Below are 13,578 nucleotides of genomic sequence, written 5' to 3' on the forward strand. Positions count from 1 at the left end.
GCCGACTAGCTATCTCTTCTCGGAGGAAACGGTCTTGGCACCCGCGCGCGCATGCCTGGGCGCGCCCGCCATGCCGACACCGACGCCGATGAAGATGTTGCGCCACACCTCGTCGCTGGCACGTTGCAGCATGCCGTCGGCGTGTTTGACGAAGGCCGCGTCGATCGGACTGCGGCCGTGGGTCTGGCCGAGGCGCTGCGTGATCGCCGGTATCCAGGCGGCGAGTTCGGCATTGGCGTCGAACACGCAGTCCGGCGGACAAATCTCCTGAGCGGCCGTGCCGCCGCGCACGAATACCGGCTTGCCGTAATGCATCGCTTCGAGCACCGGCACGCAGAAGCCCTCGTGGCGGCTCATCGCGAGCAGCGCGTTGGTGGATTCGTAGCACTCGAACAGATCGGCGTCGTCGAGCATGCCCTTGAAGTCGACCTGCTCGAGCACGCCGAGGCGCCGCGCGTGATTGATCAGAAACTTCAGATAATCGTAGTTCGGCGTGCTGCCGACGATGCTTAGCGTCGCGCCGAAATCACGCTGTTTCAGCAGCGACAGAATTTCGATGCCGTCTTCGATGCGTTTATGCGGCACCACGCGGCCCACCATCAGCAGGTTCGGCTCATGGCGCTTGCGGCCCTTGCGCGGCCCTTCGCGCCGGAACACGTACATGTCGGGAAAGATCGGCGGCACGACCTTGATGGCGTCCGCGGCGACGATACCGGCGAGGCTCGCAGCCGTGCTGCGCGAATTCACGACGACGGCGTCGAAGCCCGTGAGCAGCGGCAGTTGCGCGAGTGCCCTGTCGCACAACTGCGCAGTGCGTGGTTCCAGCGCGCGCAGCAATTGCGGGTCGGTCACGCCGTGGAAGTAGCCGATCTTCCGGCAGTCGAGCGCGAGTATCCGCTCGAGGTACGGATCGTAGATCGAGTAACTCAGCAGGACCACATCGTCGCGAGTGACCTCGTCGAATAATGCGTCAAGCGGTCGCACTCCATTTGTTCCCTCCTCGAAACCGCTTGCATACAGCTCGGCCCTCATGCCGAGACGTTCAGCCATGCGTACGAAACCGATGCAGTGATTACCCACCGCATCGCCCGAGAAAATGTCCGGAGCACATACCCGCAGCGTCATGTTTTCTTCGCCTCCGCAATGTCGGTCAACCGTCGCGCATATGCGCGTGCGACTGCTTCAACTGAGTAGTCGCGCTCGATGCGCGCCTTCCCCGCCAGGGCGATGCGCTCACGCAGCGGCGCATCGTCGATCATGCGTTTGAGCTGTTCCGCCGCGATCGACACGTCCGGATCGCACCAGTACTGACCTTCGGCGAACAGGTAGTCGCCGGGGCGCAACGGCACGAGTTCGCCGTCCACGAGGAACGCGGTGTCGGATTCGCAGAAGTCGACGTTGCCCGAGAAATTCGTGACCACGGCGGGCTGCCCCAACGCCATCGCCTCGGCGATCACGCGGCCGAAGCCTTCACTACGGTGCAGCGAGATGTAGGCATCGCAGCAGGCCATGAAGTCGGTCGAATCCTGGCGGCTCAGCCGCTCTGACACGATGTGGATGCGGCTATCGCCCGCGGTGAGGTCGAGCACGGCGCGCCACACCGGGTCGTCGTCGCGCACGTTCATCGCCTTGATGACGAGCCCGACGCCCGGCGAGCTGTTGCCGAACGCCTGCTTGAACGCCTGGACGCCGGCGAGCGGGTTCTTGCGGCTCAGCCACGAGTTGCCATCGAACATCAGGTAGAACAGGAACTCGTTGGTCGGCAGACCAAAGCGCTCGCGCTTCGGCTCGACCGGCGCGGGCACCTCGACCGCCATCGGCATCCGATAGACCGGCGTATTGCCGAGCCGGCTGTAGACGCTCTGTACGAAGCGGCTCTGCGCCCAGATTTCGTCGACCATCTGATGCACGTTGCCGAACGCGTTCGGCCAGTGGGGCAGCTCCCACGGCCATGCGCCGATCTTGTGCGTGGGCGCGTCGATCAGCTTGCGGCCACCTTCCAGCGCGAGCCGCACCATTTCCGGGGCCGGCAGGCAGATCAGGCTGATGTTGTACTTGAGCTCGTCGCTGATCAGGTGGTCGACCGAGTGGTCGAGGCGCGCGGGCCCCGCCATCGGCGCGTTGAGCAACGTGACCGGCGTCGAGCCGAGTTGCAGCACGCGCGCGGCCATGCGCGCGTCTTCGCCGAGGCCGAGCACGCCTTGCGGGAAGCCGATGATGTTGACGCCGAAGTCGTAGCCGACGCCTTCGACGCGCGCGTGATAGCGGGCGGGCTCGCGTGCGTCGTCATCGGCTTCGTCGTCGGCGGTGTCGGCGCCATCGGCGCTTTCGGCCCAATGCACTTTCAGCGAGCCGACGAGCGGATATTCGGTCGACGCCCACTCGTTCCACCAGCGCACCAGCTGGTCGCGGCCTGCCTCGGTGTTCAGATCGTACGCTTCACGCAGATCCGGGCGGTCGCTCGCGATCATCGTCAGGAAGCGCGGCAGCAAGGTGTCGTCGGCCGGCTGCTCGTCGTCGATTCTCGCGAGCTCTTCGGCGAGATGAGTTGGCGACCACTTGATCGCGTAGTACTCGTCGTGCCCATGCTTGTCCCACCACGAGATGAAGCCGAGCCGCTCGCTGAAGCTGTTCAGATTGAACGATGCCTGCAGGTCGGGCCGCTCGTTCCAGATCAGCAGCAGAAAGCGCGGCAGCAGCGGCAGCGCGCCTTCCTCGCCGGCTTCCGCGGCGAACAGGCTGTCGGGCAACGGCGGGATGGTCCACTGAAGTGCCGGATACTGATGCTGCCCGTGTTCGATCCACCACGACAGGCACTTCAGGCGTCCGGTGAAGCTGTCGAGCGAGCAGAGTGCCTGCAGATCCTCGCGCTCGCCATGCAGCAGCCGCAGGAAGCGCGGCACCGGCAGCCAGTCGGCGTGCGTGCCCCATTCGGGCTCGAACATCAGTGCGGGCGTGGAGGGCGGCACCCATTTGATCGAGGGTTCTTCGGCGAGATGAGTCGGCGACCATTTGATCGCGTAGTACTCGGCGTGTCCGTGCTTCTCCCACCACGAAATGAAGCCGAGCCGCTCGCGGAAGCTGTTCAGATTGAACGACGCCCGGAGGTCGGCCCGCTCGTTCCAGATCAGCAACAAAAAGCGCGGCAGCAGCGGCAGCGCGTCTTGCGCACCGGCTTCCATGCTGAACAGGTTGTCGGGCATCGGCGGCACGCCCCAATGAAGCGCCGGATACTGGTGCTGACCGTGCTCGATCCACCACGACAGGCACTTCAGGCGCCCGGTGAAGCTGTCGAGCGAGCAGAGCTCCTGCAGGTCCCGGCGTTCGCCGTGCAGCAGCCGCAGGAAACGAGGCACCGGCAGCCAGTCGGCGTGGGTGCCCCATTCGGGCTCGAACATCGGCGCGGGCGTGGTGGGCGGCACCCATTTGATCGAGCGGTACTGATGCTGGCCGTGTTCGATCCACCACGACAGGCAGCTGAGCCGCCCACGCAGGGACTGCAGCTCGAAGGTTGCCTGCAGGTCCGGCCGGTCCCTGTAGATCTCACAAAGAAAGCGCGGCACGTAAGGGCCGCCGTCCGCCGGCGGCGCTTCGGGCTCGAGCATAAAGCCACCGATCGGCGGCTGCGACCACTTGATGCGCGGATACTCGCGCTGGCCGTGGTCTTCCCACCAGCTGAGCGCGTTGAGCCGCGACGTGAAGCTGCTCAGATTGAACGCGCTGCTCAGATCGGGCCGCTCGGTCGTGATCAGCGCGAGGAAGCGCGGAAACGGCATCGCGTTGGAACCGGCTGCGTCGATCGGTTCCAGCAGCCCGGGCCACGCAATCGGCGGGCGCCACGTCACGCGCGGACAGGTGACCTGGCCGTACTGATCCCACCAGTCGAGGCAGTTCAGATAGCCGGTCAGCGTGTTCAGGTTGAATGCCTGGGACAGATCGCCGCGATTGCGCACGATCATCGTCATCAGCTTCGGCAATTGCAGGCTGGCTTCCGCGAGCACGGTGACAGGTTCGTGCAGCGTTTCGCTCAGGTGCTTCGCATCGAGCACGCTCGGTTTGGTCGAGCCGAGCCAATACGTGACGGCGTCCGGGTGGCGCTCGATCAGCGTGTCGTTATCGAGCTGACGCAAATATTCGAGGTCTTCCTGACGCAGTACCCAGTCGAAGTCCGGATACGTTTCGCGCGCCGACATTTCCCACCAGAAATACAGCGTGACCCGGTCATCCAGCACTTTGGAATTGAAGCGCGCAAGATCGGCTCTGAACTTCATCAGAAAGTAGATCGCGCTCGGCAGGCAGAACAGTTCCCCCGGCGATGGATGGCGGTACTCCGCCAACCATCCGGTCTTGTTTTTTTTGGGTCCCAGATTAATCAAGATTTGCAATCCTTGAAGGCCAAGCAAAGGAAAAATCGTCGGCAGTCAGTGTCAGATTGGGCGAATAGCAGGGGTCGTTCATCAACAGATGCCCCCAGCGCTGTCTGACCAACTCAGATTCCTGGTTGAAGCGGCTGATTTTTTCCGGTGTGTCTTCGGCGCCGCGGGTTGCCGATTCGTGATGATAAAGCTCCGCGTAGGGCGTCCACACATTGCGGTAACCCGCTTGCCGCACACGCAGGCAAAAATCGATGTCGTTGTAAGCGACGTGTAACTGTTCGTCGAGGCCGCCGACTTCCTTGTAGATCGACTGGCGGATCAGCAGGCACGCGGCGGTCACCGCGCACATCACGTTGCGCAGGCGCGCACGCGCGAAGTAGCCCGGGTGCGAATTGGGGAAATGCTTGTGCGCATGGCTCGCGATACCGCCGACGCCGAGCACCACGCCGCCATGCTGGATCGTGTCGTCCGGATACAGCAGTTTCGCGCCGACCGCGCCGACGTTCGCCTGCAGCGCGACCGACACCATTTCCCCGAGCCAGTCGGCATTGATCACTTCGATGTCGTTGTTCATCAGGCAGACGAAGTCCGCCGTGCTCGCGAGCGCGACGCGGTTGTTCAACGCCGAGTAGTTGAACGGCGAATCGTCGCGCACGACCTTGATCCGCTCGTCCTGCTGCAAGCTCGCGAACAGCTCAAGCGTTTCCTGCCTGACCGAGCCGTTGTCGATGATCGTGATGCGGAAGTTCGGGTAGCCCGATTTCTGCCGCACCGATTCCACACATTGCTCGACGAGTCCGGCGGAATCGCGCGTCGGAATGATGATCTCCACCGACGGCAGCACCTCGGGCAGTTCGTACACGACCTTGTTGAACGCGTCCGTGCCGGGCGCGTGCTCGGTGTGGGCGGTGATGCCGTTGCGCGCGAGGTGTTCGTCGAGCGCGCGCATCGCCGCGATATGCGCGTACGGCTTGGCTTCATGGCCGGCCGCGGTGCTTTCGGGAATCATGCGCCAGTGGTACAGCGCGCGCGGCACGTGATACACCGTGTGATGACCCGCGCGATCGATCACGCGCAGCGCGAGGTCGTAATCCTGCGAGCCTTCGAAGCCGGTTCTGAAGCCGCCGACCTCCTTCATGACCGAAGTCTTGTACACGCCGAAATGCGAGATCATGTTCTGGCTCAGGAACAGATCGTAGTTGAAGTCGCATTTGAAGTACGGGTCCGAGCGGACCCCGTCGATCGAGATCTTGTCTTCGTCGCTGTAGATCACCGTCGCGTCCGGATGCGCGTTGATCAGTTCGGCGACGCAGTAGAGCGCGAGCGGATGCAATTCGTCGTCGTGGTCGAGCAGGCCGACGAATTCGCCGACGGCAAGCTCCAGCGCCGTGTTGCTGGAGTTGCTGATGTGGCCGTTGGTCGTGCGGTACGCGACCTTGATGCGCGGATCCTTCGCGGCGTAGCTGTCGAGCACCTGCTTGACCTCGGGGTTCGTCGAGCAGTCGTCGGCGATACAGAACTCCCAGTTTTCGTAGACCTGGTCGACGACCGAGTCGATCGCCATGCGCAGCCATCTCGCCGGCGTGTTGTAGGTCGGCATCACGATGCTGATCAGCGGCTGCAACGCCCACGCCTTCGAGCGCGCGCGCAGTTCCGGGTAATGCGACGCGGGCGGCTCGTGCCGCTCGATCCATTCCTGATACGTGTGACCCACGGTTGCCGGCGGCGCGGGCTGCGCGCCGCCGCCCCATGACGCCATCCGGCGCGCGCGTTCGAGCAGTTCCGTCGGGCACTCGGCGTCGGCCACCAGTTCGACGTTGAAGCCGTTGACCGAAAACAGTCCCGAGCGCGCGATCGGATCGAGGCGCAACGGACCGACGAGCGGGGGAAACGCGACGACCTGATCCACCTTGCCGTCGGCGTCGACCAGCAGACCGATCGTCGCGTGCTCCGACATGCCCGCGCCCGCATCGAAATAGATCATGCACGGCGAAGACGGCATGTCCGCTTTCGCGAGTTCGAACGAAATACGCGCGGCGCGACCCGACAGATCTTCCCATCCCGTCAGCTCGAACTGCGGATCGCTGTTCGTCGCGTGCCACGCGAAGCCGGAATTCGAGGACGCCTCGACGTTATTCAGGGGACGAAGTTCGAAGTTCTTCATGAGGTTCGTCACGGGTTTTGTCATTTCGTCAGCAGGGAATCGTAGAGGTCTTTCAAGGGCGACAGGACGGCCTGCCAGGTCAGATCTCGCGCCGGGGCCGCGGCAGCGCCGCGTGGTTGCGCGAGCGCCGCGCGAATCGATCCGGTGATGCTGTCGACGTCGAACGGATCCAGGTAGGCGACGTGCTGCGCGAAATATTCTTCGGTAGAGCCAACTTTTGTCACCGCGATGCGAGAGCCCGCGGCGTGCGCTTCGAGCGCGGCAAGCCCCGGCGTTTCCAGCGTGCTCGGCAGCACGAACGCTTCGCAGGCCGCGTAGGCGGAGCGCAGCAGCGGCGAATCGTGAGGCAGCGTGCCGGCGTAGACGACCTGCCCGCCGCCTTCGTCGAAGCACGCCTTCGCGTATTCGGGATCGCGCTGATGGCCGATCAGCACGAGCTTCAGTTCGGGGAACGACTTCATCGCCCGGATCAGCGCGAGCTGGTTCTTGCGCGGTTCGATGTTGCCGACGTTCAGGATGAAGTGTCCGTCGATGCCGGACTCACGCCGGAACAGCTCCGCCGCGACTGGCTCGTAAAAGCTCGGTTCGACGCCGTTCAACACGCTCGCGAACTTCTCACGCGGCAGATCGAAGATGCGCGCGAGCGTGTCGCACTCGATCTCGGAGTTCGCGACCACGCGGTCCGCGAGAGAAAACTGGTGATGAATCTCGCCGATCGGATACAGATGCCTGGTTTCCTCCGTCACCCACAGGCTCGACGACACGACGAGCGGCAAGCCGAGCTGCTTGATGAAGTTGCAAAAGTGCACCGAGCCGCCGACACACGAGAAGAAATGCACCACGTCGTGTTCAAGAAAACGCGGCTTCCACGGATCGAACAGCGTGACGTCGACGCCATGCGCGGGCAGATGCTTGTGATACGCAAGCAACTGGATTTCTCCGCCGCCGGGGGTATGGAAAGCCATCGGGTAGGTGGCGAACAACACTTTCATAGGTGGGACTCTAGGGTCTGTTTACATTTGGAACACACGTGCGTTGCCGCGAGAAGGGCCGCTTGCAAGGACTGCGACGCCGCGAATACTCGACGTATTCGCAAGGAGCATGACGCAGCGAGCGGCCCTTCTCGCGGCAACCCCATTGCGTGGAATATTTCAGGGGAATGCCCACTATCGGCCTCATGGCGGCGTCGCGCGTCGCTCACGTGGCGAGGCCACGCGGCGCTCCTTACTCCTTGCCATGAGGCCGATAGTGGGCATTCGCACGTGCGTTCCATATGTAAACAGACCCTATCGCTCAAACAGTTCTTTTCTTCAGACCAGCATGCGTGGCCCGCCGCTCGCGCGCAACGCGCGGGCTCGGCGGCGAGACCGGCAGGTTTCGGGGCATTCACGTAGATGCTCGCCGCGCGCTTGCGCGGCCTTCAGGCGCCGGCTCGCCAGTGCGCGGGCCGGGGCCGGTTCGCGCGGCCAGCAAGCAGGCCTGAGTGTGCTGTTGTCGAGCACGTCGGATCGATACCACGAATTCCACATGCGCGAATATGTTTGAGTTGTTACGAAGTGTACGAACGACGCGCCAGCAGGCGCCGGTCCGTTTTATTATCACGGCCCGAATACAATACGTTCCAAGCCAGACTTCCTGAGAAAGCACCGCCGATGCCTGATTGTATCGTGTCTGATCCGCCTTTCCCGCCGTTGGCGGCCGCGTCGAATGCTGACGGCGACCGTCTGTTTGCGTGGGTCGCGCGGCAGGGCGTGGGCGCGATCGTGCGCCGCGAAGTGCGTGACGGAGCATCGCGATGAGTCTGCAAATTCTCGTCACTGGCGCCAACGGCTTCGTCGGCCAGGCGGTATCGCGCGCGTTGCTGCGGCGGGGCGATCGCGTGATCGGCGCGGTGCGCCGGCCGCAGACGGCCGCCGAGGGGGCGTGCGCGAATGGCTGCTCGATACCGAAGACTTCGCGGGCATCGACCAGCGCTGGCCGGTCACGCTCAGTTGCGATGCGGTGATCCATCTGGCGTCGCGCGTGCACGTGATGCGGGAGACCCTGACCGAGCCGCTCGCCGCCTATCGCGCGACCAATGTCGAGGGCAGCTTGCGCGTCGCGGCCGCGGCGCGGCGCGCGGGCGTGAGGCGCTTCGTGTTCGTCAGCAGCATCAAGGCGATGGGCGAGGCGAGCACCGGCCAGCCGATCGCCGAAACGGATCGGCCCGCGCCGTCCGATGCTTATGGCATCTCGAAGCTGGAGGCCGAGCGCGCGCTGTTCGACTACGGCCGCTCGGCGGGTCTCGAAGTCGTCGTCGTGCGGCCGCCGCTGGTCTACGGGCCGGGTGTGCGCGCGAACTTCCTGCAACTGATGAACGCGGTCGCAAAGGGCATTCCGTTGCCGCTCGGTGCGGTCAATGCGCGCCGCAGCCTGGTGTTCGTCGACAACCTCGCGGACGCGCTCGTGCATTGCGCGACCGATCCGCGGGCGGCCGGCGAGACTTTCCACGTGACCGACGGCCGCGACCTCAGCGTGCCGGAACTCGCGCGGCTGCTCGCCACACAGCTGCACGTGCCCGCGCGGCTGGTGCCGGTGCCGGCCAGCGTGCTGCGTGTCGCGGGTCGCCTGACCGGCCGCTCGGCGCAGATCGACCGGCTGGTCGGCGAGTTGCGCGTCGACAGTTCGCATATTCGCGAATGTCTGAACTGGGATCCGCCGCATACGGTCGAGCATGGGCTGCTCGAAACCGCGACGTGGTATCGCTCCACGCATTGACCACCTGTTGAACCCGGCTTGACTCCGACCTGAACCGCTTACCCTATCGATGCCGCTCGCTGCACATTCCGCCTCTTCCGTCGTCTCTCTATTGCCGTGGGGCGCCGCCGCGCTCGCCGCATGCGCGGCGATCCTGTGGACGCTGCTGCGCACCGGCCTCGCGTGGCGGCTCGCCACCGACGTCCCCAACGACCGCTCGCTGCACACGCGCCCGACCCCGCGCGTCGGCGGCTGGGGCATCGTGCCGGTCGCGGTGCTGCTGATCGCGCTCGCGGCGCCGTCGCTGTGGGTGCCCGCGCTTGCCGCGGCGCTGCTCGCGGCGCTGTCGCAGATCGACGATCGACGCGGCCTGCCCGCTCGCGTGCGCTTCGGCGCTCACGCGGCGGCGGTGGCGGCGCTGATCGCCGTCTATCCGGCCGACGTGCCGTGGTGGGCGCTCGCGTGCATGGCGGTTCTACTCGTGTGGCTCGTCAATCTTTACAACTTCATGGACGGCTCGGACGGCCTCGCGGGCGGCATGGCGTTGTTCGGCTTCGGCGGCTATGCGGTGGCCGCGTCGCTGTCGTCGCATGCGGACCCGGCGCTCGCGACGGCGAGCCTGATCGTCGCGGGCGCGGCGGGGGGCTTTCTGCTGTTCAACTTTCATCCGGCGCGCGTCTTTCTCGGTGACGCCGGCTCGATCCCGCTCGGCTTTCTGGCTGGCGCGCTCGGCTATTGGGGCTGGCGCGACGGCGCGTGGCCGGTGTGGTTTCCTGCGCTGTGCTTCGCGCCGTTCATCGGCGATGCGTCGGTCACGCTTGTTAAGCGTCTGTTGCGCGGTGAAAAATTTTGGCAGGCGCATCGTGAACACTACTATCAAAGACTGGTGCAGTCGGGTTGGGGGCACGCGTCGACCGCGTGGATTTGGTATTTGTTCATGGCGGTGGGCATAATGCTTGCTGTTTGGGCGCTGCAATTCGCTCTTCTGTATCAATGGCTGGTTGTCGTCGCATGGGCTGCCGTGCTGGTCATCGCGGGGCTGTGCATCGATCGCCGCTGGCGGCGCCATGTGTCCCGTTCCGGGCCAATCTGAGGTTCTGCGCAATGAAAAGCTTCAAAGCCAGATGGCTTTCGTTCAGTGCGTTTGCGTTCGACCTGTGCGCGGTGGCGATGGCTTGGCTGCTGGCCTATGTGATCCGGTTCAACGGGCCGGTGCCCGCGCCGTTCTGGTCGAGCGGGCTGCATGCGCTCGTCTGGGTGCTGCTGATCTACGCGGTGATGTTTCGCAGCTACGGCCTGTATCGCGGCATGTGGGTGTTCGCGAGCCTGCCCGATCTCGTGCGGATCGCGAAGGCGATCGGCGTCGGGGCGCTGGTCGTCGTGATCGGCTCGGCGCTGTTGCAGCCGGCGCCGGTCGTGCCGCGTTCGGTGCTGATCGTGTCGCCGATGCTGCTGTTCCTGACGATGGGCGGCTCACGCGCGCTGTATCGCGCGGCCAAGGAGTTCTATCGCTACGGCGGACTCGTCGGCCAGGGCAAGCCGGTGCTCGTGCTCGGCGCGGGCAATGCCGGCGCGAACCTCGTGCGCGAGTTGAAGCGCTCGGGGCAATGGCGCCTCGTGGGTCTGCTCGACGACGATCCGATCAAGCAGGGCCGTGAAATCTACGGCTATCGCGTGCTCGGTGCGATCAGCGATCTGCACCAGATCAGCGCGGAACTGAAGGTCGAGCATGTGATCATCGCGGTGCCGTCGGCGTCGGTGGAAGCGCATCGGCGCATCGCCACGCTGTGCGTGCGCGCCGGCGTACGCGCGATGACGCTGCCCGCGCTCACGCCGCTCACGCAGGGCCAGGCGTTCCTGTCGCGGGTGCGGCAGATCGATCTGGAAGACCTGCTCGGCCGCGACCCGGTGACGATCGACACCGAGCACGTCGCCGCGCTGCTGAAAAACCGCGTCGTGATGGTGACGGGCGCGGGCGGCTCGATCGGCTCGGAGCTGTGTCGGCAGATCCTGCGCTTCGGGCCGGTGCAACTGGTCGCGTTCGACATCTCCGAGTTCTCGATCTATCGGCTGAACGAAGAGCTGCGCGACAAGTATCCGGAAGTGTCGGTGGTGCCGCTCGTCGGCGACGTGAAGGACTCGCTGCTACTCGACCAGGTGATGGCGCGCTATTGTCCGCACATCGTGTTTCATGCGGCGGCCTACAAGCACGTGCCCTTGATGGAAGAGGTCAACACGTGGCAGGCGGTGCGCAATAACGTGCTTGGCACGTACCGCGTCGCGCGCGCCGCGATCCGCCACGACGTCGCGCATTTCGTGCTGATCTCGACCGACAAGGCCGTCAACCCGACCAACGTGATGGGCGCGAGCAAGCGGCTCGCGGAGATGGCGTGCTCGGCGCTGCAGCAGCAGGGCGCGCGGCGCACGCAGTTCGAAACCGTCCGCTTCGGCAACGTGCTTGGCAGCGCGGGCAGCGTGATTCCGAAGTTCCAGGAGCAGATCGCGCGCGGCGGGCCTGTGACGGTCACGCATCCGGAGATCACGCGTTTCTTCATGACGATTCCCGAGGCGTCGCAGCTCGTGTTGCAGGCGTCGAGCATGGGGCGCGGCGGCGAGATCTTCATTCTCGACATGGGCAAACCGGTGCGAATCGCCGATCTCGCGCATGATCTGATCCGGCTGTACGGCTTCACCGAAGAGCAGATTCGCGTCGTGTTCACGGGCCTGCGCCCGGGCGAAAAGCTCTACGAGGAATTGCTCGCGGACGACGAAACGACCACGCGCACACCGCACCCGAAGCTGCGCATCGCGCAGGCGCGCGAGGTGCCGGACAGCCTGATCGACAACCTGCTGCCGTGGCTGATGCAGCATCGCGTGCCGGCCGACGATGAAGTGCGGCGCGATCTGCGGCGCTGGGTGCCGGAGTACCTGCCGGCGACGGCGACTACGTTGCGTAGCGTGGCGCCGGCGACGCGGGTGTCGTAGGCGTTCCGCTGCCGCGAGTCATCGGAGTAGTCGAAGCATCAGTACTCGCGAAGGCAGGTCATTCGACCCGTTGAAATTGGCCGTCGGATGTTTATCGATAAAAGCCCCTACAGACCTGCTGGGGCTTTTTTATTTTTGCCCAGGAGAGTACGACCATCGCGCACGCCCCGGCTTTCGGAGTTGTCTGAAGCCTGTGCCCGGCACATACGCCCAGCATTGAACCGTCGCCGCCCGGTACGTCAGGTGGCGGCTCTGTTGGCTCTTTTTCTGTGATGCAAAGGCTTTGGTTTTGCGCGCCCTTCGGGCGCGTTTTTTTGTCCAGGCGAAAGAGGCGGCAAATCCGGAATCGACCTGTAGCGCGCCAGCGGCACGCGCGCGCTCACGGTCAAGGTTCACCAACGGAAGGAACCTATGCTGGGCGCAATGACCTGCAGCCAGCGCAATCAGGAGGCGTGAAACATGCCCTACACCGGCAAATTTCTCGTGAATAGCGAGCCCCTATCACCGCTCACGATTTTTGGCATCGGCACATTCAACGCGTATTCAGGCAACAATCAATACCGCAATCGGGGCGGCTGCACGATGGTGCCTAATGATGGGCCGCTCCCTGCCGGTAAATACTGGATCGTGGACCGCCCCACGGGTGGCATCCGTTCTCAGGTGTTTGCATGGACAAAAGATGAGTGGAATGCAGCAATGGGTCACCCATCGGATCACGGTGAATGGTTCGCGCTATATCGTGATGATGGGACGATTGATGATGTGACGTGGATTAATGGCGTCAAACGCGGGCAGTTCCGTTTGCATCCGACAGGCGGACGCGGGATTTCGCTTGGCTGCATCACCCTGCCGAGCCATAGCGATTTCATGACAATCCGCAACGCGCTGCTGCACACCGTCAAAATTCCCGTGCGCAGTTCGGGCCTTCTCGCCTACGGAACAATTGAGGCCATCACATATGGCAACACTTGCCCGTAGGGTGTTCAAGGTCGCCCTGTTTATCGGCCTGTGCTATCTCTCCCTGCTCTATGTCCGTCCATACCATTATGAGTGGACAGAAAGCGAGTCGCGCGCATGGTTTGCTGCTTCGCGCTGGCTTGGTGTCCGCGATCCCGAAGACTTGTATTTCGTGGTGTGGGTAACGATTGAACTGATCGCGGCGGCGCTGGCGTATGTGGCGATCGTGAAGCTATGGCGGTGGTATCGCACGACGTAGATGAAAGCCCCGGCGACCGGGCTTTTGTATTTTTGCCCAGGAGAGTTGACGACCATCGTGCACGCCTCGGCGTTTCGGAGTTGTCCGAAGCCTGCGCCCGG

General features: G+C 64.1%; 9 protein-coding genes and 1 pseudogene. 6 read left to right on the plus strand and 4 right to left on the minus strand.

Annotated features, from left to right (window positions below; translation table 11 throughout):
- Window positions 1-9 precede the first annotated feature (9 nt).
- The 4 genes from OKW43_RS17150 to OKW43_RS17165 are packed head-to-tail and all read right to left on the minus strand — an operon-like array spanning window position 10 to window position 7,532.
- Window positions 10-1,125, minus strand: coding sequence for a glycosyltransferase family 4 protein (locus OKW43_RS17150; RefSeq protein WP_429448640.1), 1,116 nt, complete (start codon window positions 1,123-1,125; stop codon window positions 10-12).
- Complete coding sequence (locus OKW43_RS17155) at window positions 1,122-4,376, minus strand: glycosyltransferase family 4 protein (RefSeq protein ID WP_429448642.1); 3,255 nt, start codon at window positions 4,374-4,376, stop codon at window positions 1,122-1,124. Before OKW43_RS17155 ends, OKW43_RS17150 begins: the two co-directional genes overlap by 4 nt.
- Window positions 4,369-6,564 carry a glycosyltransferase family 2 protein gene (locus OKW43_RS17160; protein ID WP_187637360.1) on the minus strand — a complete coding sequence of 732 codons (2,196 nt, stop codon included), beginning with the start codon at window positions 6,562-6,564 and terminating at the stop codon, window positions 4,369-4,371. Before OKW43_RS17160 ends, OKW43_RS17155 begins: the two co-directional genes overlap by 8 nt.
- The gene (locus tag OKW43_RS17165) at window positions 6,561-7,532 is read right to left on the minus strand and encodes a glycosyltransferase (protein WP_187637361.1); all 972 of its coding nucleotides are present in this window, start codon (window positions 7,530-7,532) and stop codon (window positions 6,561-6,563) included. The genes OKW43_RS17160 and OKW43_RS17165 overlap by 4 nt, the downstream gene beginning before the upstream one ends.
- 675 nt (window positions 7,533-8,207) lie before the next feature.
- Between OKW43_RS17165 and OKW43_RS17170 the strand changes: the two genes are divergently transcribed.
- The 6 genes and pseudogenes from OKW43_RS17170 to OKW43_RS17195 all read left to right on the plus strand — a co-directional run bounded on the left by OKW43_RS17170 (window position 8,208) and on the right by OKW43_RS17195 (window position 13,477).
- On the plus strand, window positions 8,208-8,339 hold the full coding sequence (locus OKW43_RS17170) for a hypothetical protein (RefSeq protein WP_281394052.1): 132 nt from the start codon (window positions 8,208-8,210) through the stop codon (window positions 8,337-8,339).
- Window positions 8,336-9,297 (plus strand): annotated as a pseudogene (locus OKW43_RS17175) (UDP-glucose 4-epimerase family protein). The gene OKW43_RS17170 and the pseudogene OKW43_RS17175 overlap by 4 nt, the downstream one beginning before the upstream one ends.
- Before the next feature lie 49 nt (window positions 9,298-9,346).
- Window positions 9,347-10,369 (plus strand): MraY family glycosyltransferase, encoded by a 1,023-nt coding sequence (locus tag OKW43_RS17180; RefSeq protein ID WP_429448645.1) that lies wholly within the window; start codon window positions 9,347-9,349, stop codon window positions 10,367-10,369.
- 11 nt (window positions 10,370-10,380) lie between these two features.
- Window positions 10,381-12,261, plus strand: a complete 1,881-nt coding sequence (locus OKW43_RS17185) for a polysaccharide biosynthesis protein (RefSeq protein WP_187637364.1) — start codon at window positions 10,381-10,383, stop codon at window positions 12,259-12,261.
- 459 nt (window positions 12,262-12,720) lie between these two features.
- Entirely contained in the window at window positions 12,721-13,239 is a 519-nt protein-coding gene (locus OKW43_RS17190) for a DUF2778 domain-containing protein (protein WP_187637365.1), read from the plus strand.
- Window positions 13,220-13,477 carry a hypothetical protein gene (locus OKW43_RS17195; RefSeq protein ID WP_187637366.1) on the plus strand — a complete coding sequence of 86 codons (258 nt, stop codon included), beginning with the start codon at window positions 13,220-13,222 and terminating at the stop codon, window positions 13,475-13,477. The genes OKW43_RS17190 and OKW43_RS17195 overlap by 20 nt, the downstream gene beginning before the upstream one ends.
- The last annotated feature ends 101 nt before the right edge of the window (window positions 13,478-13,578 follow it).

The sequence above is a fragment of the Paraburkholderia sp. WC7.3g genome (assembly GCF_050436345.1).
Classification (GTDB): Bacteria; Pseudomonadota; Gammaproteobacteria; order Burkholderiales; family Burkholderiaceae; genus Paraburkholderia; species Paraburkholderia podalyriae.